Here is a 22,967-nt window from a genome sequence, read left to right on the forward strand (position 1 = left end):
TACTGCGTGCCGTCAGAGCCGCTCCGGCGTCGACCAGGGCCGTCACCACTTCCGGCTCATTGTACCACGCCGCCAGATGCAGAGGCGTCGCCTCCTCCACATCACGCGCCGCCACGTCCGCCCCGGCTTTCAGCAACGTCCCCACCACCATCGCATTCGTGTTGTACTTCGCCGCCAGATGCAGAGGCGTCGCCTCTTCCGCATCACGCGCCGTCACGTCTACCCCAGCTTTCAGCAGCGTCGCCACTGTCGCCGGTGTAGCAGATTCCCAAAACTCCTTATCCCACCAAGTTCTCATCTGCCCTTCCTTGCAGCCCCCCCGCCACTTCCCCATTAGTGGCGTTTCACCAATCTGACCTCTGATAGGCATGTCTTCAGGCCAGACATTATTTGGTGACGTTTTTCTAACCTACAGGATGTATGTCTGTATGCTAAGTAGGCAAATTGACCCGCAACCATCAGGAAAGGGCTGGGATGATTGTTATTTCCTGTTCATCGGGCCAGCGGTAAGCGATGGGAGTGTCTGTGGATTTTCCCTGTCGAGCACGGGAACGTCTCCAGGCGGAACCGCTGTTCCGCCCGGTATGCCGGCCGACAGCAAAAATCACAGGCAGACAAGAGACTTGGATCGAAACGTCCTACATATTCTCCAGACTCAGCTCCGTATCCAGCTCGGAGTCAAGCTGCACGCCCAGGGTGTTGAGGGCCATGGAGACCAGATTGTACTGACCGATGGCAAACACGATATCCATCAGCTGCTGGGTGTTGTAATACGCGCCCAAGCCCTGCCAGGTCGCATCGCTGACAAAGGCGTCGGCGTGCAACTCGTCGGTAGCCTTCAGCAACAGCCGGTCCTGCTCGCTCCACTCTGGCGCGTCCGGGCCCTGGGCGATGCGGCGTACCTCGTCTTTGCTCATCCCGGCGTCAAGGCCGATTTTGACGTGCTGGGTCCACTCGTAGTTGGCCTGACACAGATAGCCGATGCGCAAGATCACCAGCTCGCGCTCACGGGCCGGGACGGTCGATTTGAACAGCACGTGATTGGCAAACACCAGCCAGCGGCGGAACAGGTCCGGATGATGGGCCATGGTCTTGAAGATGTTAAACACCGTGCCCGCTCCGACCATAGGCTGAAAAATCTTTTGGACTTGTTCGTCCCAGTTCTCTTTTTCCAGCGGCGGGACACGGGGGGTGCTGAGTCGGGTGCTCATGGGGTCCTCCTTAGATGCGCGGCGTGCCTTCCGGTTCAAGAATAACCGGATTCTCAAGCTGGCCGATTTTGTCGATGGCAATCCTGACCGTATCGCCCGGTTTCAGCATCTGGGGCGGCTTCATGGCAAAACCGACCCCGCTCGGCGTACCGGTCGAAATCACGTCGCCCGGCTCCAGAGTAAAGGCCGTCGAGAGATGTTCGACCAGCTCAAAGCAGTCGAACAACAGCTCGCGCGTATTGGAGTCTTGACGCAGCTCACCGTTGACCCAGGTCTTGATGGCCAGGCCGTGCGGGTCGCCGATCTCGTCGGCGGTGACAATACACGGTCCGAGCGGACAGTGGGTGTCCCACGACTTGCCCATCGTAAATGTCGGCACCCGCAGCTGCCAGTCGCGGACGCTGACATCGTTGGCAATCGTATAGCCGGCAATCACCTCGGCTGCCCGGCTCTTGGGAACGTGGCGGCAAAAGCGACCGATGACGACCGCCAGCTCACACTCATAGTCAACCTGATCCGAGGCGCGCGGAATATGGATCGGATCGGTCGGGCCGGTGACCGAGGTCGATTGTTTGTTGAAGATCATCGGCACCTCGGGCGTTTTCATGCCAGCCTCGGCGATGTGATCCTTGTAGTTCAGGCCGACGGCCAGAATCTTGGGCGGCCGCAGAATCGGCGTTTCGATTTTCACCTCGCCCAGGGCAATGCGGCCGGCGCCATTGTTTATGGCCTGTCGGGCCGCATCCAGGGCCGGACTGCCGGCCTCAAGAAAGGCGCACATTTCGCGCGGCAGGTCGGGTGCGGCTGCGGACAGGTCTGCCACCGCCCCATTGTCCAAGACGCCGACACGGGTCGATCCAGCGTGGGTGAACGTCACGAGCTTCATACTCTCTCCTCCTTTTAAGCGCAGTGCGCTTGCCCCAGGGTCTTATCAGATCGCTCACAGTGCGGCGAGAGAAGCCTGCTCCTTGAGCCGGGGGTAGACTTCGCGGGCAAACAGCTGCATGCCTCTGACGGTTTCCTGGTCGAGTACGAGGATCGGAATGTCCGCCAGTCTGAGGTTCTGCTGGTACTCGATGTTCTGATCGACTGCCAGGAAGACATCGAATACAGGCCCGGCCAAGGCCAGAAGCTCACCATTGCTTTTGCCACTCCAGCCCATCTCTTGAACAGTCCGCGCCTCATGGCCGCGCAAGAATCGCCGTAACTGTCTGGGCACTGACTCGTCAAGCAAGACTCTCATCAACCTTGCTCACCAAGGCTTCTTTGGCCAACTCAAGTACAAGTACCGCCTGTTCACGGCTCACCGTCGGAAAATCGTCCAGAAACACCTCAAGTGCATCGCCTGCTTCCAGATGATCGAACAGCGTCTTGACCGGCACGCGAGTCCCTTCGAAGACCGGCGTACCACCGAGAATATCCCGGGAGCTATGAATGACCTTGGTCATCGGTCACCTCTCTCATATCCTCTCTCATATCATTGCTGTCACAGCGCGGCGAGAGAAGCCTGCTCCTTGAGCCGGGGGTAGACTTCGCGGGCAAACAGCTGCATGCCTCTGACGGTTTCCTGGTCTGGCCCATCAGCAGGATGTGACCGAAACCGCCGACATAGTCGGAGAACTTCATGATCTGTTGATACACGCTGTCGGGGTTGCCGGCAAAAACCAGCCCGTTTTCCATGAAGCTCTCCAGGCTCGGATTCTGGAACATTTTGAAGATACCGCTCGCCCCGCGCAGCGCTCCCAGGCTGGCTTCGGTGGTGTGATAGCCGGGCGGGCTGATGAACTGAGGCGGCACCTTGTTGGACTCCACATACCACATGAGTTTGCGCGCCCCGGCCAAGCCCGCCTCGTCAGTCTCGCCGGTATGCACCAGGGCCGCATAGGCCAGACGGTCGAGGCCGGGCGGGGCCAGGCCCAGCTCGGCCCGGCGCTCACGGTAGGCGTCAAAAATCGCCTTGGTGCCCTGAAAGCCGGTTAAAAAGCAGGCCGCCACATGACCGTGCTCACTCGCCTTTTTGGCCGTCGCAGGGCTGATGGAGGTGATCCAGACCGGCGGATGGGGCTGTTGGTAGGGGCGCGGCCAGATGTTGACCTGACGGTGGTGGAAAAACTTGCCCTCCCAGTTGAACGGCCCGTCATGGCTGGTCCAGGCTTTGAGGATCAGGTCGTGAGCCTCCCAGAAGCGCTCGTGCATCCGGGTCGGCGGATGGTTGCCGGCCGAGATCTCGTACGGCACGCCACGCACAAAGCCGACTTCGAGACGCCCCCGCGAGTAGACATCGACCATGGCCATTTCCTCGGCCACCCGAACCGGCTCGCGCCGGTTGGCAATCGGGTTGCCCAGGATCAGCAGCCGGGCGCGTTTGGTTTCGCGGGCCAGAATGCCCATGATGATCGGTGCCGCGGGATTCAGGTTGGTGGCGGTCTGGTGATGCTCGTTGACCATCACCTCCAGCCCCAACTCATCGGCAATGACCCACTCGTCGATAAAGCGATGATACAGGTCGGCCCCGAGTTCGGGGTCGTAGTAGCGGTTGGGAAGAGTGACCCGGATAGAGCTGTAGTCTTTGGCATCGGGCAACAAGTGGTAGGCGTTCTCGCTGAAGTGCCAGGCCTGCATGCGTGTCTCTCCCTTCCTCACCTCGCCCGGTGCCGTTCAGCCGAGAAAACGGCGGATGTGTTCAACCAGGGCGGCCGGCTGTTCGAGGTGGGGCCAGTGGCCGGCCCGCTCGATGATTTCCAGGCGCGCCCCGGGAATCGCCTCGCGATAGGCCGCGCCGTAGTAATCGGGCAGCAAAAAGCGGTCGCTCGCCCCCCACACCAGCAGGCTGGGAATGCGAATCCGGTGTAAGCGCTGACGGAGCTTGGGATTGTGGAAATACGGCTCCCAGACGTACAGCGCCGTCGCCTCCCGGTTACGGATCATGACCCGTAGCTCATCGTCGGACAGCGTGCTGTAGTCGATCGCTGCCCGGTCCGGATCGTGGTACTGCAAGCGCGCCACCTCATCCGGCGGCAGGGCAAAAATATCCGGGATATCGCGCGTCTCGCGGCCGCCGATCTTGATGCCGGTCGGCGCAACCAGGGCAAGCTGAGCTACCCGCTCGGTGCTTTTAACGGCCAGCTCGGCAGCAACCCAGCCCCCCAGCGAGCAACCAACAATGGTCACTCCGCGCAGGTCAAGCGCTTCAAGCAGGTCGAGGTACAGATAGCTCAGATCATCGACCGTATCGATGGCGTCCACGTCTGCGGCATGGCCGAAGCCCGGATGACAGGGCGCAATCACCCGACCCTGCTCGGCCAGCAGGGACACAAAGCGGCCCTCGGGTTCAAAACCCGACTCAGCGTGCAGGACAAGAATGGGACGGCCCTGGCCCCGCTCCAGGAGGGTCAACGGTACGCCGTGGATAATCCGTTGGGTCATGCCGGCTGTTTCAGCCTGTGTCATAGCCTTTCTTAGCTAGCACGCCTGTCCTGGACGGTCAGCCCCTCGACTTCGCTCAGCCCAGGGTCGCCAGGGTCGCCCTCGCCTCTTGGGCGTCCGGTGTATCAAGCCCTTCGCTGAACCAGCCGTACACCGACTCCAGAATGTGTTGTGCCTGCTGGGTCTTGCCCTGCCGCTGCCACAGGCGACTCAGGCTGAGGGCAGCCCGCAACTCCCAGGACTTTGCGCTCTGACGGCGGGCAATTTTGATAGCCAGCAGCAGACAATCCTCGGCCTCCGAAGAGGGCACCCGGGGGCTGGATGGCCCGCGCTTGCGGGCGAGCAGCAGTTCGCCCCGCAGCCGGTACAGCTCGGGTTCACAGAAGCGTTCGTCCGTCGTGCGAATAATGCCCAGCGCCTCGACCAGCACATCCAGGCCCTGCTCGGTCTGACCGGCCAAGCCGTAGGCGTCCGCCAGCAGACCGAGCAGATAGGGTCTACCCCAGCCGTTCCCACTGTCCTGGGCACGGGTCAAACCCTGACGGATTTGCTCTATGCCCTGTTCCGTCTGTCCCTGCCTGGCCAGCGCCCAGCCCTGGAGTACGCTGGCCACGGCAGATGGGAAAGACAGGCCGTGTTCGGTAGCGAGACTCAGCCCCCGGGCCGCCGGGTCGTGGACCAGCTGCCACTCACCGCGCTGCTGATGGAGCCAGGCAGAGCACAGGACCGCCCAGGTCAGCTCGAGCGGCGAGGCCGCCTCTTGGGCCATACTCCGGGCCTGTTCGTCCAGGCTCAGCGCCTGTTCGGGGTAGCCCAGATACCACACGGTCCAGGCCGCCAAAGAACAGGCCGTTGTCTTCGGGTTGGCGCCGTACCGAAGCGCCAGGCTGCGATGTTTGTTGGCCTGATACAGGGCAATCGACTGCTCAAAATGCTCCAGCGCGACCGCGTACTCGCCCAGCCACAGGCAGACCGCTCCAAGGCCGGCGTGGGCGCTTAGACGCAGCGCGCGTTCTCCGACCTGTTCGGCCAGGCTGAGCTGTCGTTGGGCCAGCTCGCGGGCGATCTGGTACTCGGCCCGTTGGGCGTAAAACTGCCGCACGGCAAACAACAGAGGAGACAGCGAACGGTCGTTCGCCAGCTGTGAGGACAGTTCGCGTGCCCGCCCATAGGCCCGCTCAACTTCGGGCACGGCCAAGTGCTGAGCGGCTGTCAACACCCTGCCCAGCCAGGCTTGCAGCACAAACTCGGACTGGTCGCGGGCTGTCGCATCGGGCAGCTTGGGCAGTGCGGCCAGGCCGTGGCGCAGGTGCTCGGCCGCCTCACAGTAGGCTGCCCGGCCATACGCCTGTTGCCCGGCCTGGAGCCAAGCGGCGACGGCCGACTCGCCAGCCTCGGCCTCGGCATAGTGCTGGGCCACGCACTCCGGCTGGGCCTGGGCAAGCGCTGAGCCGCGCTGAGCCAGGAAGCCGGCGTAGTGGTGGTGATATTTTTGGCGCAATGAGGAGGGCGTCTCCGCGTAGGCGACTTGGTGGATTCGCTCGTGGGCAAAGCGATAGGCGGCCCGGGGAAGCGCTCCGTGCTGGACAAGCAGGCCGGACCGGACCAGCCGGGCGCACTGCTCCTGGAGGAGCGTTTCATCCGTGGTCAGTAGGGTCCGCAGGGTGTCATACGAAAAGGCGGGTCCCAGCACGGCCCCCAGTTGGACGACCTCCTGGGCCTGGGGCAGTCGCTCCAACCGGGCTGCCAGGGCTTGGTCCAGCGTCGTCGGCAGCGTCAACTCGGCGAGCGGAGCCCGACGGCCGGAGTGGCCGTTGCCCGAGTCCGAGTCAAGGACGAGTCTGGTCAGCGCCTCGGCAAACAGCGGAACGCCCGCGCTCGTCGTGCTGATAGCCTGCACCAGCTCGTCAGACAGGGCCGCTCCGTTCGCCAGACGCCTGACCAGGGCTTCGGTATCGGGACCTTCCAAGGGATCGAGTGACAGCGGGGTCAGATACGAACGGTCCGACCAGGGAGCGGCAAACTCCGGTCGAAAGGTGCACACATTGAGCATCCGCGCCTGGGGCGTCTGCTCAATCAGCAGGCCGATCAGCTCCAGGGTAGACGGGTCGGCCCAGTGCAGATCTTCCCAGCATATCAGGACGGGCGCATCTTGGGCCTCGTGAAGCAGCCAGGCGCTCAGCCCGGCGTACAGCGCCTGACGTTCCAGGTGGGGAGAGACCAGCCGGGAGCCGGGGGTGTCGAGCGAGACGGCCAGCAGGCCGGCAAAGGCCGCCAGCATCTCATCTACCGTCAAATCGTGCGCCCGCAGGAAGGTCTCCAGCCGCTCGCGCCGATTTTCAGCCACCCACCACTCCAGGCGATACCGCAGATGTTCGACAACCGGCCACAGCGCAGACAGCTGGCGGTCGGACCGGCAACGGAAGCTGAGATACCGCGCTCCGTCCTGCTGTGCGGCATACGACAGCCAGCGCACCAGCTGGGATTTGCCGATCCCGGCCTCGCCACTCACCAGCACGACTTGACCGAAGCCCTCTTTGCTCTGCTCCCGGCGTAGCTCGCACAGTCCGACTTCCACATCGCGGCCAAGCAGGACGGGCGGAGACTGGGGCTGTTCCGCCCCAGCTGTCGTGTCTGTCATGGCGTCTTGGGACGGGTCGGACGCCTGCGCTTCGGTCGAGTCGGACTCAGCCGCCGCAGGGCTGGCTGGAGTTTCTTCCGCCACCGGGCTATCAGCGTCATCCGGCGCCGGGACGGGCGGGGACGGCGGCGGGCCATCCGAGCGGGAGTGGGCGGCAGAGATCTCTGAGGCGGGGGGAGGCGGATCAACCTCAGGCCGGTCCTGCCCGATCCACACCAGGCCCTCCCCGCCTTCGTCTGCGGCCAGGCGTTTGAAGACAAGCTCGGCGCGCACGTCTTCCAGTAACGCATCGTCGCAGCCCAGACCACGTTTCAGCGCACGATAGCTGATCCGCCCCTCCTGCTGGAGACGAGCGATCACGACCGGAAGCACCTGCCACAGATCGGAGGCGTCAAACCCACACCGGGCGCAGCGCATGCTGGTGTATCCCTCCCTTCAGCCGGCAAAGAACGAGTCATGTACAGGGTTCGGGCTCGGGGATCAAGCGGCCACCCCTGCCCTCGCCCCCCGGTGGCAGACATGCTAGCCTGCAAAGCACAAAAACACAGAAGAAAGTGCCAGCCATGAGCCCAGACCAGCTACTGACACTGTGGTTTGCCGACACCGTCGCTGACGCCCAGGCGGCAGATAAGCGCTACGCTTTTTGGTTTGAGGCCAGCCCGGACACGGACGCCCTGATCCGGGACCAATGCGCCGGGCTGTACGCCCAAGCTCGTGACGGAGGGCTACACGCGTGGCAGGCCACAGCCCGCTCCTGCCTGGCGCTTATCATTACCCTGGATCAGCTGCCGCGCAACCTGTTTCGGGGCACGCCGGCGGCGTTTGGCACTGACCCGCAGGCCCAGCGGATGTGTCAACACGGCCTGGACAACACGTATCTCACCCAGCTTGCTCCGGCTGAGCAAGCTTTTTTTCTCATGCCCTTGCAGCACGCCGAGAATCTCGCCCTCCAGCACGAGTCGGTCCGACGCTGTGAGACCCTGCTGGCCCAGGCTCCGCCCGACTGGCAGGCGTTTCTCACATCCTGGCTCGGCTTCGCCCAGAAACAGCCGCTTTCCACACCGCAATGTCATTCTCGGGCGTCAGTCCACCCCGGACGAACAGGCGTTTCTGGATTCGGGCAGCGGCTCGTTCGGCCAGGCGCCGGCGGCCGGGGCAGACAGAGCCGGTTCCGGCTCATCGAATCCGACCTAAGCACTACGCCCTCTCGAATTTTCGCCCCGGAAATGCTAGCGTCTGCCGCGTCGGATCATCACACCGAGACAGAGGAGGGACAGGCATGGAAACACGTCCGCTGGGCTCATCGGGCCTGCAGGCCAGCGTGGTCGGGCTGGGCTGCAACAATTTTGGCATGCGCATTCAACTCGACGAATGCCGGGCCGTCATTGACGCGGCGCTCGACGCCGGGATCAATTTTTTTGACACGGCCGACCTGTACGGGTTTGGCGTGTCCGAGGAGATGATGGGCCAGGTGCTGGGCAGCCGCCGTAAAGACATCGTCCTGGCCACAAAATTCGGCGGCGTGGCCAAGGTCAGAAAAACCGGTGAAGCCTGGGGCTCGCGTGAGTACATCATGGCTCGGGTTGAGGACAGCCTGAAGCGTTTGCGGACCGACTGGATTGACCTGTATCAGATGCACTACCCGGACGAGACGACCCCGGTTGAGGAAACCCTGGCGACCCTGGACGAACTGGTCCGGCAGGGCAAGGTTCGGGCCATCGGTCATTCCAACTACACCGGGACGATGATTAATGCAGCCGAGAGCACGGCCCAGGATCGGAGCTTTGCCCGCTTTGACACCGCCCAGAACGAGTGGAGCCTGCTCAAACGCGAGGTCGAAGACGACGCCATCCCGGCCTGTGACGCCCATCAGCTCGGCCAGCTGCCCTACTTTCCCCTGGCCAACGGCCTGCTGACCGGCAAATATCGACGCGGCCAGGGTTTCGACCCCGATACCCGTCTGGGCGCGATGGAGCGCTTCCAGAGCTGGGCCACAGACGAAAACTTCAGCAAGCTTGAGGCGCTCCAAACCTTTGCCGAGGAACGCAGTCACAGCCTGCTGGAGCTGGCCTTCTCGTGGCTGGCCGCCCAGCCGTGCGTCGCCTCGGTCATTGCCGGGGCGACCAAGCCGGCCCAGGTGCAGGCCAACGCCGTGGCTGCGGAGTGGAAGCTGTCGGCCGAGGATCTCAAGAACATCGACGCCATCGTCCCCCAGGCTTGAGCCGCAGCCAAGGAATACACATGGAATATCGTCCCCTCGGCGGCAGCGGCGTAAAAGTCAGCCATTTCTGCCTCGGCGCCATGATGTTCGGCACGATGGGCAATACCGATCACGACGAGTGCGTGCGGATCACCCATACCGCGCTTGAGGCCGGGATCAACTTCATCGACACCTCCGATGCCTATTCGAGCGGCGAGTCGGAACGCATTCTGGCCAAGGCGCTCAAGGGCCGACGGGACGAGGTGGTGTTGGCCACCAAGTGCTTCTTTCCCATCGAACGAGTGGGTCAGTTTTCCAGACCGGCCACCAACGTCAATCTTGGCGGCGGGTCGCGGCGCTGGATCGTGCGGGCGGTTGAGAACAGCCTGCAACGGCTGGAGACCGACTATATCGACGTCTACCAACTCCACCGACGCGACTGGGACACCGATCTGGAAGAATCGCTGGCGGCCATGACCGACCTCCAGCGAGCCGGCAAGATTCGGACCATCGGCACCTCGGCCACGCCGGCAGAGTGGATTGTCGAGGCCCAGCGGCTGGCCGAGCGGCGCAATCTGGCCCGAGTGCGCAGCGAACAGTGTATCTACTCCCTGCTCAGCCGGGGTAGCGAAGTCGGCGTCTTCCCCACCTGCCAGCGACACGGCGTCGGCACGATGACCTACGCCCCGCTGGCCGGCGGCTGGCTGACCGGCAAATACAGGCGCGACGAACCGCTGCCGGCCAACAGTCGGGCGACCGGCCGCCTGGGACGGATGGGGGTGTGGAATGCAGAACGGCCGGAGGTGCAGCGCAAGTACGATGTAGTCGAGCAGCTGTCCGCCCTGGCCGACGAGGCCGGCTACTCGCTGACCCATATGGCTCTGGCCTTTGCCGCCGAACACCCGGCCGTCAGCGCCATCATCATCGGTCCCAAGACCCTGGCCCAACTCGAGGATAATCTGGCCGCCTCAGCGCTGCGCCTGCCCACCGAGGTGCTCGACCGTATCGACGCCATCGTTCCGCCCGGCACCAGGATTGATCCCAAGGAATCGATGATCCCCATCCCCTGGCTTGAGGACCCCGGGCAACGGCGGCGGCCCAGATAAATCGCTACGCCTGGGCGGTTTTGCTCACCACCAGGATCGGGCACGGCGCGTGGCGGACCACCCGCTCGGCCACACTGCCGAGCAGCACCTGGCTCAAGCCCGTCCGGCCGTGCGAGCCCACGACAATCAGGTCGCTCTTGGACTGTGCGGCGATTTTACAGATATCGTGAAACGGGGAGCCAACCACGACCGTAGTCTGGACCACCACCCCCGGCTTCTCAGCCCGGCCGACCATTGCCTCAGCCTGTTGCTCGGCGTCATCCCGCAGGCTGCCCTCGTAGTTGGCCGGACTGAATCCCCCCTCGCCCAGCATCACCGGCGGGTAGTTCGGCGTGGGAACGACGTGCAGCAGCTCAAGGCGAGCCTGTCACCTCTCGGCCATCTCAAGCGCCCAGGCAAAGGCCCGGTCCGAGTACTCAGAGAAATCGGTCGGAACCAGAATAGTGTGGATGTCCATCAGCCGCTCCTTTCGTGTGGCAGGGTCGGTTCAGGGCCGGCGCTATCGGGCCGCAGGCCGAGGACCGACCAGCCGGTCGTCAGACCGAGGTGAAACCAGCCAAAGGCCAGGATGCCGAGCGCCAGCAGCGTATCGCCGATCACCCGCAGCCAGCGGAACGTCTCCAGGGTCGGGGTCTGCAAGAACTCCGCCGAACGGGCGTACCACATCCCGTGCTCGACGCTGGCCCAGGTCTGGGCGAGTCCGACCGGCAGGAGACTGAGCAGGATCTGGAGGCCCAGACCGAGGTTCATGGCCCAGAAGGCAAAGCCGAGCGCCCGCGTGTTCCACTCCTGGCGCAGGCCGAGAATCCGCAGACTCAGCAGGCACAGACCGATCCCCAGCATGCCATACACCCCGAACAGGGCGGCGTGGGCGTGGACCGGCGTGGTGTTGAGCCCCTGCATGTAGTACAGGGCGATGGGCGGGTTGATCAAAAAGCCGAACAGCCCGGCTCCGACCAGATTCCAGAACGCGACCGCCACAAACCAGTAAATCGGCCACTTGTAGTTCTGCACCCACGGCGCAAGATGCGCCATTGACCAGTTCTCGTAGGCTTCAAAGCCGATCAACACCAGCGGCATCAGCTCCAGAGCACTGAATGTTCCGCCCAGGACCAGAATGATGGGAGTGGTGCCGGTAAAGTAGAGGTGGTGGAACATGCCCAGGACGCCCCCGACCAGATACAGAATGGTGGTGAACAGGACAGCCATGGTTGCCGAGCGAACCCGGACAAGACCCAGACGGGTAAACATGAAAGCAATGATCGTAACGGCAAAGACCTCAAAGAAGCCTTCCACCCACAGGTGGACGACCCACCAGCGCCAATACTCGGCCAGCGCCAGATTGGTATGCCGCCCCCACATCAGGCCGGCGGTGTAAAACAGCGCAATCGCAGCCACGGCGAGAATAAAGATGCTGAGCAGCTGCCTGTTCGCCCCCTGGGCTGTGCGGAGCGCCGGCCACAGCGCGCGCAGCATCAGCCCGACCCACCCAAACAGGCCGATTGCCAGCAGCACCTGCCAGAACCGTCCCAACTCAACATACTCATAACCCTGGTGGCCAAACCAGAAGTTTGTGCCACCGTCCAGCTGCTGGTGGATGGCCAGAGCCTGGCCGGCCATGGAACCGGCGATGACAATCGCCAGGGCGACAAACAGCCCGTTGACCCCGAGCCGCTGCAAGCCGGGCTCGCGTCTGGCGATGCTCGGCGCCAGACACAGTCCGGTCGCCAACCAGGCTGTGGCAATCCAGAAAATGCCGAGTTGGACGTGCCAGGTACGGGCTAGCGAGTACGGCAACCACTCGGCGAGCGGAATACCGTACAGCCCCGTGCCTTCGACCCCATAGTGGGCGGTGATGATCCCGGTCAGCATCTGGGCCAGCAACAGGATGCCCACAACCCAGAAGTACTTGTGGGTCGCCCGCATTGAAGGCGTCACGCTGAGACCGAGCAGCGGGTCGCTGGACGGGTGGGCGTGGGCGTTGCGCCAGAAATCACGGCTGGCCGCATACAACCAAGCCAAGGCGCCAATCCCTCCCAGCAGGAGCACAAAACTCGCCACCGACACCACCAGCATGGTGCCGGTAGGACCATTGCCGACCAGGGCTTCCGGCGGCCAGTTGTGGGTATAGGTAATGTCGTGGCCGGGCCGCTCGGTCACGCACGCCCAGGTGGCCCAGAAGAAGAAGGCCGTGAGCTGGGCAGCGAGAGCGTCGCTGGCGACCGTGCCGGCCGGCATGGCATAGCTCTCGCGCAGGCTGTCATATACGGGGTCGGTTCCGAACAGCCCCAGGTAGTGGGCCTGCACTGCCCGAACGGCCCGGGCGCGCAGGGCTGATACAGTCAGTGTTTGGCTGGGCGGGTCATAGGTGTTGGTGCGTAGCTCGGCCTGGAGCCGAGCCCGCAGCGCGGCCTGCCGTTCGGGGCCGAGAGCGTCGTAGCTGGGGGCGCCTTCCCGCTTGGCCCAGTGGTCCAGCAACCAGACCGCCTCGCGGTGCAGCCAGTCCGCAGTCCAGTCCGGGGCGGTATAGGCGCCGTGACCCCAGACTGATCCGAGATCGTGTCCGCCGATCGAGCGCCACACATCCTGGCCGGCCCGAATATCATCTCCGCTGAACAGCAGCCTGCGGTCGGCATCGGCGATGACAATGCGCCCGGGGACCGGCGGCGCCATCTGGTAGACTTCGCGCCCGTAGTACAGCAGGGCAGCGAACGAGCCGATGAGGACAGCGGCAAGAATCGTCCACAGCAGACGCACACTCCACCTCCTCCGCCGAGACGCGGCAGGCTACCTGGTGGGGTGAGACAACAGACCGGCCAGGCGCTGCATGAACTGCCCAACCCACTCGCCGCCCCGGTGTTTGGAGAGTTCTTCCAGCTCGCCCTTATCCAGCCAGACGCCCTGGCAGTCCGGACACTCGTCAATCGTGACCTCGTGGACCTCCCGCTGCCCGAGCCGCGCCCCACACCGCGGACAGCGCAGGTGGACGAGTTCGCGGAAGAGTTCTTCTTCTTCTTCGGCCTTTTTTCGTCTGAGCTGTTCGATGAGTTCGCGGTCACGCTCGGCAAAAAATCGATTCTCCTCGGCGCGCTCTTTTTTGTCCAAGAGTTGGCCGAGCCGGTCTTTTTCGTCCATCGTTCTTCCTCCTCGGCTGTGGCGTGGATCGCCCCTAGTCGATTTCCGCCACCAGCTTGAGCATATCCGTCTCGGTCACAATGCCGACCAGCTGCGTACCGTCGAGGACGGGCAGACAGCCGACCTTTTCCTCCAGCATCAGCCGGGCGGCTTCCTTGACCGATGTCTGCGAGGTCGTCGTCACCGGGGGATAGTGCATGACTTCCTTGACCGCGATGGTGTCGAGGAACTCGCGCTGGGCTTTCTCGCCATACCTCATCACCGAGCCGAGCGAGGCCTTATACAGGTCGCGCTGGCTCATTACACCGACCACCTCGCCATCCTCCAGAACCGGGAAATGACGCACCCGGCCCAGGTTCATGATGTCCTGGGCGAGTTGGAGCGTATCATTACGCCCCAGGGTCGTCACCTCGGCGCTCATGATCTCTCTGACAGTCTTCATGCCAACCTCCTTCTCGTCTTCCGACCGGGCAGGCGGCGTGTTGCTGGGCGGGCCAGACATTTTTTGGCGTCGTCCAGATTGACTTTCAATGCGCTCTGCCCTTTATATGATTAGTACACATTCTTCTCTCATTTTTCCAGTAATCGGAGAGACACGCCCGGAGCATATGCCTTAAGGAGGACACCCCTATGCCCGAACCCTTTCGCAAGATTCTGACCCCCGTCTATTTTGATGAGACATCCCAGGAGGCGCTCGAATACGCCCGACATTTTGCCCAGCGGAACGGCGGCAGCGTGTCGCTGCTACACGTCGTGCCGACCGATGAGTTCCATCTCCTGCGGCGGGTGTATGAGCCTGAGAAAGGCGGTGGCGCTGACCCGGACTGGGCCGAGAAGATCTCCCGCGAAAAACTGCACGCCATTGCCCAGGAGCACCTGCAGGACACCCAGCACGAAATCCTCACCCGCCTCAACAGCGACCCGGCGGCCGGCATCCTTGACGCCCAGCAGGACACTGGCGCGGACCTGGTCGTGATGACGACCCACGGACGGACGGGCCTGTCCCACCTGATCCTGGGCAGCGTGGTCGAGAAGGTCGTTCGGGAAACCAGCGGCCCGGTCTTTGTCTCTCGGCACGGCGAGCACCCGTCCCAGACCCTGGCTTTTCAGAAGATTCTGGTGCCGGTCGATATTACCGAGCAGTCCAGCACGGCCCTGAGCCACGCCCGCCAGCTTGCCGAGCAGTATGGGGCGACCGTGTATCCCCTGCACGTTGTCCCGGCCGCAGACAGCGACCTGCTGCTGCGCGATGTGTATCGCGCCGACCCCCAGGCTCCGGCCGACCATGTGTACGCCGAAAAAGTCGCCCGGCAAAAGCTCGAAGAGCTGGCCCAGGCCCAGCTGAGCGGAGTCCAGACCCAGCTCGAACTCCACGTCAGCGACGATCCGGGCCGGACCATCATCGAAACAGAGAAAGCCGTTGGCGCAGACCTGCTGATCATGGCCACCCACGGTTTCAGCGGCATGTTCCACCTGCTGCTACGCAGCCTGACCGAAAAGATGATGCGCGAGGCGGACTGCCCAGTGCTGGCCCTGCACCAATAGGAACGCAGTCGAGGAATACACCCAGCGCATTCACCCCCGCATACGCCAAGGCTCTGGACAGGACGGACAGTGCCATGCCGGGGCTCCGGCACGGCGGCGAACAGCGGCCTAGGTTTTCCGCGGTGGTTTGTTGCCCTGCTCACCGGGCGTCTGTGTGTCGCACCCCTTGCCGATTCTGGCTGGGGCACCGGGCCACCTCTCCCCCTGGCCCAGTGTGTGTAAAGCCAGATGGCTCAGCGCATCGTACTCGGTCCAGACGGCATCAAGCACCTCGTGCTCACTCCCGATGCCCAGCCATAAGCGGGCTTCGGCCAGCGGGAGATCGAAAAAGAGGCTGCGGTAAGCGGTGGCCAAGTCCTCAAGTGGGGAAGATGGAGCCGGGGAGGTGTCTTTCTCGCGCATAGCGTTTCTGTGCGTTTCCTGTTTTTGCAAATCCGGGGCCGCCGATATCATCCGCCTCTCAGCGGCCAGTTTTGGGGCGGCCTCTGTCCCGGGTCTGGGGCGACTTGCCTTCCCGCAACAGGCGCTGCAAGTATTCCAGCAGATCGCTGTCGGTCAGAATGCCGATCAGTTTCTTGTTCTCAACAACCGGCAGACAGCCGAACTTTTCAACCAGCAACAGCTTGAGGGCATCCTCAATATCCGTGTCCGCCTCGACCGCCACCACGTTTTTGGACATCACATCGCGGACGGCGATCTTGCCCAGCCACTGCTGCTGCTTATGGGCCGAGACCTTCAGCAGGGACGAAACCGAAGCCCGCAGCAGGTCTCGTTGCGAGACGATACCGACCAGGCGGCCGTCGGCCTGGACAACCGGCAGATGGCGGAAGCGGCCCATGCCCATGATGTCTTCGGCAACATCGAGGGAGTCATTCGTTCGAAGCGTGGCGATATCGGTCTGCATCAGGTCTTTGACGTGCATGTTTGATCCTCATCTTGGGTGTTGACGATCTCCGGGGCGGTCCACTCCTCAAACGCGCCGGGCTCATGCCAGCGGCGGCTGACGATCAGTTTGCCGGCCTGGGAGCGTTTTTTCCGAAAGCCCAGCAAGTGGAATACCTCCAGCCCGTACCAGCGCGCAATACGCAGGTCGACAATGAGCGTGGCGGCCAAGTCGGGATGCCGACGCACCCCAGGCAGGACGGTCAGGAGACGTTCGAGCCGCAGCCGACGCAGCCACGCCGCCAGACCCAGCCACACCGGCCGCACGGCTCTGACCACAAAAAAGCCGTCCGCCCCCTGCCCCTGGTAGAGCGGCATCAGCATCTGCCCGGACTCGACGGCCCGGATCGGCCCGTGGCGGTCATGGGCCAAGAGCTGGCCGCGTTTGACCGGCTGGAAGTTGGTGAAACCGGGCTGCATCACAAACGCATCGCCGTCTTGAATCAGATGGTGATGGCGGATTTCCACGACCGCAGGACGGCGCCCGCTCGGCGCGGGCACAGCGGTCGTCGGGATACAGCCGGCGGTGGCCAGCACACTCCAGATTGCCGCTACATGGTTCTCCACCGCGCTTGGCGCGGCGTGCTGACCGGCCTCAAAGCCGATCGCGACGTGGCCCCGCTCGCTCAGATAATTCAGCAGCGTGCCCTCCAGCTGTTCTTCCAGGCCAAGAATCACCGCAGCCCGGAGACGGAACGCAAAGCGACGGTTGAGCAGCGTGTCGCCAATCACCACAAACGGCCGGCCTGCGGCAGAGGTGGTGTGGAGGTCGAGGAAGACAACCGGTCCTCGGCGCCGGGCCAGCTGGGCTTCAATCTCTTCCAGCAGCTCGCGCTGTTCCGCGTCTTCCGCACCCGTGTCTGCGGATCGCTCCTGGCCTTGCAGCCGCTGCACGCGTTCGGACAGCCACAGCCGGTTGAAATCCTGGTCAATATACCGACAGCCACGCGCCAGCGCCGCCCGGTTGCCGGCCAGGCCCACAAACCTGCCCCGAAAGGGCAGGTTCGACGCGCGTAAGCTTCCCAGCACCTGTTGCAGGGCCAACACCCCGGCCGGCTCATTGCCGTGCATCCCCCCGATGCTCAGCACCAGCGGCCCGGCGGCGTGTCCGCCATAGCTGCCGAGCAGGCGGGGAAAGCGGGCGGACTGGGTTGCGGGCTCAGGCGTCATGCGCGGCTGCCTCCTGGCCCGCCTGTTCGAGCAATCGGGCTGTCATAGAGAGGATATCGCGTTCGGTCACAATGCCGACCAGGCGCTCGTGTTTGACCACCAGCAAATAATCGCTGTTTTCCTGCCGCATCCGGGTGACCGCGTCCAGGACCAGGGTTTCCGGGGGCAGCGTCAGCGGTTTCGGCTGCATGACCGCGCCGACCGGCAGTGGTTCACGGTCGGTCTGGGGCAGGCCGTGGCGCAGCACCTCAAAACACGAGATCAGGCCGGCCAGCCGGCCCTGTTCGTCTTCGACCGGGATGTGGCGAATCCGCTTCCAGTCCATCAGCCTGGCCACCAGGTCGAGCGGTTCGTCGGGATGGACGGTGAACAGATCGGTGGTCATGAACTCTTCAATGCGCAAGGCGTGCAGCTTCGCGCCGTGGCCCTCTTTGAGGTCGGCGAGCGGCCATTCATGCACGGGTGCTCCCTCCCACTGGCGGTCGATAGTTGCGGCGGTCAGCGCGCTCAGCCGCGCCGACTGGGTGTCGGCGTCCCGCATGTCGGCCAAAGAGCGCAGCAACCAGGACGCGCCGGTTCGGCCCGAGGCGACCCGCTGGGCGATCACGTCCAGGTAACGCTCAATGTCCGCCCGGTCCAGACCGGCCGAGACCAGTCCGTGGCGCGCCAGCGGCAACAGCTCCCGGACGATCAGTTCGCGGGCCGGCACGCTTTTCCCGTCAAGCCAGGTCAACTGGGCGTCAAGCCCAGCCTGCGCCGCAGCCAGGAAGTTGGTCTCGGCGTCATGGAACGACAGTTTTTTGCTGATATCCCCGTAGCTGTCCTGTCCGCCACGCAGCAGGCCGAGGAAGAAGGCCGCGTTGGCCACCTCATCAACAACCGTCGGGCCGGCCGGCAGGACCCGGTTCTCAATCCGGATGTGGGCCGTGCCTTCACCAACGCCAAAGCAGCCCCGGTTCCAGCGATAGACCGTCCCGGTATGGACGCGCAGGGCCTGCAATGTGGGCAGCCCGCCCTGCCCCAGCACGGTCCAGGAATCCTCTTCCAGGGACGTTTCCAGCAGAACCCGAAAGCGGGCCAGATCTTCCTGGATCAGCTCCAGGATGGAGTGGCGCAGCCACTGCTGGCCAAAGCTGACCCGGGGGGCGCGCTCGCGCATATGATGGCCGGCGCTGCGCGTATCGACCGCCTGTTGAAACAGCGGAATCCGCGTCTCCCGCCACAGCCGGCGGCCGAACAGGAGCGGCGAGTTGCTGGCCGCAGCCAGCAGCGGAGCGGTAATGGCCTGGGCGATGTTGTAACACGGGGCAAACTCCGCCGGTCCGACCTGGTAGTGGACCTGGAAACTCGTGCAGGCTGCCTCCAGCATGACCGAGTCATGTCGGACGCTCAGCTCATCCGCGCCCTTGAGCTGAAACTCGTAATCGCCCCCACGCAGCTGGGTCAGAGCCGTATTCAGCTCCCGATAGCGCGGCTTGGGGGTCATATTGCCAAGCGCCAGATCAGACTTGCGCAGGGTCGGCAAAATCCCGGTCAGGACAAGCTCGGCGCCAGACCGCTGGGCAACCGCTCTGGCCTTGGCCAGCAGGGTGTTGAGCTGGCGCTCAAGCTGACTCAGGCAGTCGGCGCCAAAGACCAGGGGATCAAGGTTGATCTCGAGGTTGAACAGCCCCAGCTCAGTGGTGTAGTGCGGGTCCTTGAGCCCGTCCAGGATGTCCAGCGCGAGCGGCGCCGGGCGTCGGGCGTCGTCCACCACAAAGAGTTCTTGTTCAGCCCCGATACGATGAATGCCGGACTCGATCATCCCCTCGCCGAGCATGTGGTCCAGCGCCTGGACATCCCGCAGCAAGTGCGAGATGAACCGGCGGCGTTGGGCAGCATTAGTGTCGTGGTGTACGTCTTGAACTCCCACAGCCCGTCCCTCATGTTCGTGCGCTGTTCACGTGTGACAGCCAGGCCGTCAACCGTCGAGCCCGTACAGCCGGGCCGCGTTGCCGGCCACCATGCGATACACCTCAGCGTCCGGCACCCCGGCAAAATCTCTGGCGATCTGCTCCTGTGAGCGGGGAAACGTCCCCTCGGTGTGGGGGTAGTCCGCGCCCCACATCAGACGCTCCACGCCGAGCAGCTCCCGGGTCAGGATTCCCGCCCGGTCATCCTCGAAGGTCGCCCAGAACTGACGCCGAAAGTAAAAGCTTGGCGCCTCGTCGAGCCGGGGTTCCATCCAGCGCCGGTGGTCCTGCCACCAGTGATCCATATAGGTCAGGACCGAGGCGATCCAGCCAATGCCCCCCTCGGCCAAGACAAAACGCAGCCCGGGATAGCGCTGCGGCACCGCGCTCCAGATCAGGTCGGCCATAGCCCGCATGACCATCCCAATCTTCCCGTCTACCAGGCCCACGCCAAAACCGATCCGGTCGCACTTGAGCAGGAGTTCTTCGCCGGTTCCGGTCCCAGCGTGGGTCGAGACCGGCAGGCCCAGCTCCTGCAAGGTCGCCCACAGCGGCCCATAGTCGGCGTGTGAGTAGGGACGCTCCTCGACCTCGCCCGGGATTGAGACAGCCCGCAGACCGAGTGTGGCCACCCGCCGGGCCTCCGCACAGGCCCACTCGATCGGTCCGCGCAGGGGCAGAAAGGCCGTACCCAACAGGCGGTCCGGGGCGCTGGCACAGAACTCGGCCAGCCAGTCGTTATACACCCGCATCACCTCTCGTTGATATGCGGCGTCACGGATATAGAAGAAGTGCAGGCCCAGCATGCCGGGATAAATCACCTCGGCGCGCACGTGGTCCAAGTCCTGGTCGGCCAAACGCGCCTGGGGGTCCCAGGCCCCCGGCCGGGTATCGGCGTGCCGGTGTCCGAGCGAGGAGTGGATCTCACCGCCGATTTTCTCTTCGAGCATTACGCCTTCCAGAAAGAGTAAACGTGTCAACATGTTCATGTGGTTGGAGGACACGTTTACTCTTTACCGACCGGCAGCGGAGCCAAGCCGTCAATCAGGTAATAGTCGGCCTCGGGCCGGGACTCGACCCGTGGCGCGCGGTGGCGAAAACGGGTGTCCATCCGCCGGGTCCACAGATCTCGGGGCTCGACAACATGGCCGTCGGCCGAGACATAGCCGTCCTTAATCCCCATCGTCATAGCGAGCCTCCTGCGCAAATGCAGCGCATAACTTGCCACGCCCGGCCGGAGAAGGCCAGGGTGCTGGCACTCTCCCGAGCGGCCAGTCAGCCCCCTCCCCTACGACCGCTGACCGAACGCGCTCAGCGTCTCGGACCTGGGGTCCCGGCGCTGCCAGCGTCCGGCTTTGACCGTCAGAAAGAACTCCTCCAGGAGCTGGTTGAAACGCTCGGGTTCTTCGAGATTCAACAGATGGCCGCTTTTGGCCAGGATGCTCAGACCCGCGTACGGCATGCTGCGCTTGAGATACAGGTTCACGTCGAGACACGACTCGTCTTCGTCGCCGACCAGCAACAGGGTCGGGGTCGTCATGGCCCGCAGCTCAGCCGCAAAATCGTACAGGGATGGGCGCTCGGCCTGGACGTGGCGCAGGGTATAGGCCGAGCCGCGGGCCGAGTGCTCCGACAGATGCTGGGCGAATTGCTCCCACACCTGGGGGTTCTTGTTCTGGAGCTGCACCCGGCTGGGGCCGGTCGCAATGCCCGCCGAATCGACCGAATTGCTGGCCAGCATGGTGTCGGCGACTTTCCGGGTGTCGGCCAGAAACTGTTTCCGCGTGTGTGGATACGCCCCGGACCCCCCGCTGGCAAAGACGAGCCCATGAACGCGCTCGGGATGCTGCATGGCGAACATCAGGCCCGTGTAGGCGCCCATGCTGAGCCCAACCACAAAGGCGCGCTCGACACCAAGCGCGTCGAGTACGCCCGCCACATCATCGGTTGACAGCTGCTGACCGTAGCGCGCCTCGTCTTCGGGCACCTCGGACGGCGGGTAGCCGCGCGCGCTGTAGGTGATGCACCGGTAGCGGTCGGCAAAGTGCCGAACCTGGGGCGACCAGCTGCGATAATCGCCGCCAAACTCGTGGGCAAAGACAATGGCATCGCCAGCACCCGTCTCCTCAACATAGAGCTTCACGTCGTTCGTCTGTATGTGGGCCATTGCGTGTCCTTTCCGTTATCCGGTGTCGCTCCCCCAGCTTTAGTACACCAGCCGTCCCAGGGCAAATCCGAGTGGCCAGCCCACCGGGGCCGTGCTACACAAAAGAGGAAACGTGTCGTCCCTGTGTATGAAAATTAAAAGGGCGACACGTTTCCTCTTTCACGCCAGGAGGGCAGACTATGACACAGCCATCAACCACCACCGCCCACGAGCAGCCGAGCTATGACTGGCCCGTGCTGATTGACGAACTCAACCGCCGTTTGCACCTGCGCGCCACGCCAATCGGCATGAAGTGGTTCACCTCGGTCGAAGATATGGAGGCAATTCCCCGGATCCGGCGGCCCAAAAATATCCACACCGCCGACCAGCTCGTCGCCCAGGCCGCCCGGCTCAACTGGACTGTCGGCCTGACGGCAAAAGACCTGGTCGGCGCCCAGTGCTCGGCCGTGCTGGGTCTCTCGCCCCAGGACGAGGAGTGGCGGTGCGGCAAAGCCATGGCCGGGGTATGGTTTGAGACCCAGCAGGACTCGGCCGCCCACCAGCAAGCCATGGATGTCGTACCCTACGGCCGCTACCAGGCCCTGGCGGTCTCGCCGCTGGTGTCCGGACGGCTCAAGCCACCGGATATCTGTCTGATTTACGCCACCCCGGCTCAAATGATTCTGCTGATCAACGGCCTGCAATGGACGGGCTACAGAAAAATGCAGTGGGGCAGCGTGGGCGAGTCGGCCTGTGCCGACTCCTGGGGGCGGGCCAAGCTGACCGGGGAGCCGAGCGTGTCGATTCCGTGTTATGCCGAGCGGCGCTACGGGGGCGTGCTTGAGGATGAGCTGCTGATGGCCATGCCGCCCGCCTACCTGCCGAAAGCCCTGGAGGGTCTGGCCCGGCTGGCCAGGAACGGGCTGTCCTATCCCATTCCCCAGTACGGCATTCAGAGCGATGCGCGGGCGGGCCTGGGCTTCAGCTACAAAGACGTCAAGTAAACCGCTCGTCCCTGGAGCGTTTCAGGAACTTTGACTCAGCAATTCGACCAGGTAGTCCGGATAGCGTGCGGGCGAGGAATTCGTCGCGTCCCGGGCGTGGCGGCAGGACCAGCGACAGACATTGACAGAACGGCGCGCCATCAGCCGGAGCGTGCCGCCGTAGCCCTGCATGGCTGTCGGGAAGACCATCGGCCGCACGGTCTTATTTTGCGGCCGAGTCATTGAGTACCTCCGACACAGCTTCCCAAGACGGGTAAATCGCACCCATATCCCCGTCTCAATCCCCCTGCCCGGCCCGCCTGTTGGCTGTGACATTTAACCCTCCTTTCGTGAGACACGGGGCAAAGAGGAATACTGCACCCGATAAGAGCCGTGGGCATGGACGTTCATCGTGCACCGGTCCAAGACGCTTGAGGGTCCGGTGAATCCGAATCAGTGTGGGGACTGTGTCGTGAACAAAGGCGGCACGGTTAAGTTGAGCGATCGCAT

26 protein-coding genes and 1 pseudogene are annotated in these 22,967 nt (G+C 63.7%); 6 read left to right on the forward strand and 21 right to left on the reverse strand.

The features are described from left to right. The 8 genes from J4F42_15505 to J4F42_15540 all read right to left on the reverse strand — a co-directional run. On the reverse strand, positions 1 to 298 hold a 298-nt coding region (locus tag J4F42_15505), incomplete at its 3' end, for an ankyrin repeat domain-containing protein (GenBank protein ID MCE2486920.1). Between the two features lie 340 nt (positions 299 to 638). After that, positions 639 to 1,211: a carboxymuconolactone decarboxylase family protein gene (locus J4F42_15510; GenBank protein ID MCE2486921.1), complete on the reverse strand. Its 573-nt coding sequence runs from the start codon at positions 1,209 to 1,211 to the stop codon at positions 639 to 641. 10 nt (positions 1,212 to 1,221) lie between these two features. After that, entirely contained in the window at positions 1,222 to 2,097 is an 876-nt protein-coding gene (locus J4F42_15515; GenBank protein MCE2486922.1) for a fumarylacetoacetate hydrolase family protein, read from the reverse strand. Between the two features lie 54 nt (positions 2,098 to 2,151). Next, on the reverse strand, positions 2,152 to 2,454 hold the full coding sequence (locus J4F42_15520) for a DUF5615 family PIN-like protein (GenBank protein ID MCE2486923.1): 303 nt from the start codon (positions 2,452 to 2,454) through the stop codon (positions 2,152 to 2,154). Continuing rightward, complete coding sequence (locus J4F42_15525) at positions 2,438 to 2,659, reverse strand: DUF433 domain-containing protein (GenBank protein ID MCE2486924.1); 222 nt, start codon at positions 2,657 to 2,659, stop codon at positions 2,438 to 2,440. The genes J4F42_15520 and J4F42_15525 overlap by 17 nt, the downstream gene beginning before the upstream one ends. Then, complete coding sequence (locus tag J4F42_15530; GenBank protein ID MCE2486925.1) at positions 2,640 to 3,833, reverse strand: LLM class flavin-dependent oxidoreductase; 1,194 nt, start codon at positions 3,831 to 3,833, stop codon at positions 2,640 to 2,642. The genes J4F42_15525 and J4F42_15530 overlap by 20 nt, the downstream gene beginning before the upstream one ends. 36 nt (positions 3,834 to 3,869) lie before the next feature. Then, positions 3,870 to 4,661, reverse strand: a complete 792-nt coding sequence (locus J4F42_15535) for an alpha/beta hydrolase (GenBank protein MCE2486926.1) — start codon at positions 4,659 to 4,661, stop codon at positions 3,870 to 3,872. A 52-nt stretch (positions 4,662 to 4,713) separates the two neighbouring features. After that, complete coding sequence (locus tag J4F42_15540; GenBank protein ID MCE2486927.1) at positions 4,714 to 7,695, reverse strand: AAA family ATPase; 2,982 nt, start codon at positions 7,693 to 7,695, stop codon at positions 4,714 to 4,716. Positions 7,696 to 7,841: 146 nt separating this feature from the next. Between J4F42_15540 and J4F42_15545 the strand changes: the two are divergent. From J4F42_15545 to J4F42_15560, 4 genes and pseudogenes are all read left to right on the forward strand, one after another. Beyond that, a pseudogene (locus J4F42_15545) lies at positions 7,842 to 8,282 on the forward strand (DUF924 domain-containing protein). Further along, positions 8,251 to 8,472 carry a DUF924 family protein gene (locus tag J4F42_15550; protein ID MCE2486928.1) on the forward strand — a complete coding sequence of 74 codons (222 nt, stop codon included), beginning with the start codon at positions 8,251 to 8,253 and terminating at the stop codon, positions 8,470 to 8,472. The pseudogene J4F42_15545 and the gene J4F42_15550 overlap by 32 nt, the downstream one beginning before the upstream one ends. 85 nt (positions 8,473 to 8,557) lie before the next feature. After that, positions 8,558 to 9,499 (forward strand): aldo/keto reductase, encoded by a 942-nt coding sequence (locus J4F42_15555; protein MCE2486929.1) that lies wholly within the window; start codon positions 8,558 to 8,560, stop codon positions 9,497 to 9,499. Positions 9,500 to 9,519: 20 nt separating this feature from the next. Beyond that, positions 9,520 to 10,584 carry an aldo/keto reductase gene (locus J4F42_15560; GenBank protein ID MCE2486930.1) on the forward strand — a complete coding sequence of 355 codons (1,065 nt, stop codon included), beginning with the start codon at positions 9,520 to 9,522 and terminating at the stop codon, positions 10,582 to 10,584. Between the two features lie 4 nt (positions 10,585 to 10,588). Here J4F42_15560 and J4F42_15565 read toward each other — a convergent pair whose 3' ends face one another. Genes J4F42_15565 through J4F42_15585 form a run of 5 tightly spaced genes read right to left on the reverse strand, consistent with a single transcriptional unit; the run spans position 10,589 to position 14,161 of the window. Continuing rightward, a complete protein-coding gene (locus J4F42_15565) occupies positions 10,589 to 10,936 on the reverse strand; it encodes a universal stress protein (GenBank protein MCE2486931.1) in 348 nt (115 codons plus the stop codon). A 15-nt stretch (positions 10,937 to 10,951) separates the two neighbouring features. Next, a complete protein-coding gene (locus J4F42_15570; protein MCE2486932.1) occupies positions 10,952 to 11,041 on the reverse strand; it encodes a universal stress protein in 90 nt (29 codons plus the stop codon). After that, positions 11,041 to 13,341 (reverse strand): nitric-oxide reductase large subunit, encoded by a 2,301-nt coding sequence (locus J4F42_15575; protein MCE2486933.1) that lies wholly within the window; start codon positions 13,339 to 13,341, stop codon positions 11,041 to 11,043. The genes J4F42_15570 and J4F42_15575 overlap by 1 nt, the downstream gene beginning before the upstream one ends. Before the next feature lie 30 nt (positions 13,342 to 13,371). Further along, complete coding sequence (locus tag J4F42_15580; GenBank protein MCE2486934.1) at positions 13,372 to 13,719, reverse strand: zf-TFIIB domain-containing protein; 348 nt, start codon at positions 13,717 to 13,719, stop codon at positions 13,372 to 13,374. Positions 13,720 to 13,753: 34 nt separating this feature from the next. Then, positions 13,754 to 14,161, reverse strand: a complete 408-nt coding sequence (locus tag J4F42_15585; GenBank protein MCE2486935.1) for a CBS domain-containing protein — start codon at positions 14,159 to 14,161, stop codon at positions 13,754 to 13,756. Positions 14,162 to 14,349: 188 nt separating this feature from the next. On the opposite strand from J4F42_15585, the gene J4F42_15590 reads away from it, so the two are divergent. Further along, positions 14,350 to 15,264 carry a universal stress protein gene (locus tag J4F42_15590; protein ID MCE2486936.1) on the forward strand — a complete coding sequence of 305 codons (915 nt, stop codon included), beginning with the start codon at positions 14,350 to 14,352 and terminating at the stop codon, positions 15,262 to 15,264. A 108-nt stretch (positions 15,265 to 15,372) separates the two neighbouring features. Here the strand turns inward: J4F42_15590 and J4F42_15595 are convergent, their stop codons facing one another. From J4F42_15595 to J4F42_15625, 7 genes are all read right to left on the reverse strand, one after another. Then, positions 15,373 to 15,666 carry a hypothetical protein gene (locus tag J4F42_15595; protein MCE2486937.1) on the reverse strand — a complete coding sequence of 98 codons (294 nt, stop codon included), beginning with the start codon at positions 15,664 to 15,666 and terminating at the stop codon, positions 15,373 to 15,375. Between the two features lie 58 nt (positions 15,667 to 15,724). After that, positions 15,725 to 16,186: a CBS domain-containing protein gene (locus J4F42_15600; GenBank protein MCE2486938.1), complete on the reverse strand. Its 462-nt coding sequence runs from the start codon at positions 16,184 to 16,186 to the stop codon at positions 15,725 to 15,727. Further along, entirely contained in the window at positions 16,168 to 17,376 is a 1,209-nt protein-coding gene (locus J4F42_15605; protein MCE2486939.1) for a succinylglutamate desuccinylase/aspartoacylase family protein, read from the reverse strand. Before J4F42_15605 ends, J4F42_15600 begins: the two co-directional genes overlap by 19 nt. Continuing rightward, positions 17,366 to 19,288 (reverse strand): CBS domain-containing protein, encoded by a 1,923-nt coding sequence (locus J4F42_15610; GenBank protein ID MCE2486940.1) that lies wholly within the window; start codon positions 19,286 to 19,288, stop codon positions 17,366 to 17,368. Before J4F42_15610 ends, J4F42_15605 begins: the two co-directional genes overlap by 11 nt. A 48-nt stretch (positions 19,289 to 19,336) precedes the next feature. Then, entirely contained in the window at positions 19,337 to 20,311 is a 975-nt protein-coding gene (locus J4F42_15615; protein MCE2486941.1) for an amidohydrolase, read from the reverse strand. A 23-nt stretch (positions 20,312 to 20,334) separates the two neighbouring features. Then, a complete protein-coding gene (locus J4F42_15620) occupies positions 20,335 to 20,517 on the reverse strand; it encodes a hypothetical protein (protein MCE2486942.1) in 183 nt (60 codons plus the stop codon). Between the two features lie 99 nt (positions 20,518 to 20,616). Next, complete coding sequence (locus J4F42_15625) at positions 20,617 to 21,495, reverse strand: alpha/beta hydrolase (GenBank protein ID MCE2486943.1); 879 nt, start codon at positions 21,493 to 21,495, stop codon at positions 20,617 to 20,619. Between the two features lie 179 nt (positions 21,496 to 21,674). Between J4F42_15625 and J4F42_15630 the strand changes: the two genes are divergently transcribed. Further along, positions 21,675 to 22,478 carry a DUF169 domain-containing protein gene (locus tag J4F42_15630; protein ID MCE2486944.1) on the forward strand — a complete coding sequence of 268 codons (804 nt, stop codon included), beginning with the start codon at positions 21,675 to 21,677 and terminating at the stop codon, positions 22,476 to 22,478. Positions 22,479 to 22,499: 21 nt separating this feature from the next. Here the strand turns inward: J4F42_15630 and J4F42_15635 are convergent, their stop codons facing one another. Then, a complete protein-coding gene (locus tag J4F42_15635) occupies positions 22,500 to 22,700 on the reverse strand; it encodes a hypothetical protein (protein ID MCE2486945.1) in 201 nt (66 codons plus the stop codon). Between the last annotated feature and the right edge of the window lie 267 nt (positions 22,701 to 22,967).

It is taken from the genome of Desulfurellaceae bacterium (genome assembly GCA_021296095.1).
Classification (GTDB): Bacteria; Desulfobacterota; Binatia; order Bin18; family Bin18; genus JAAXHF01.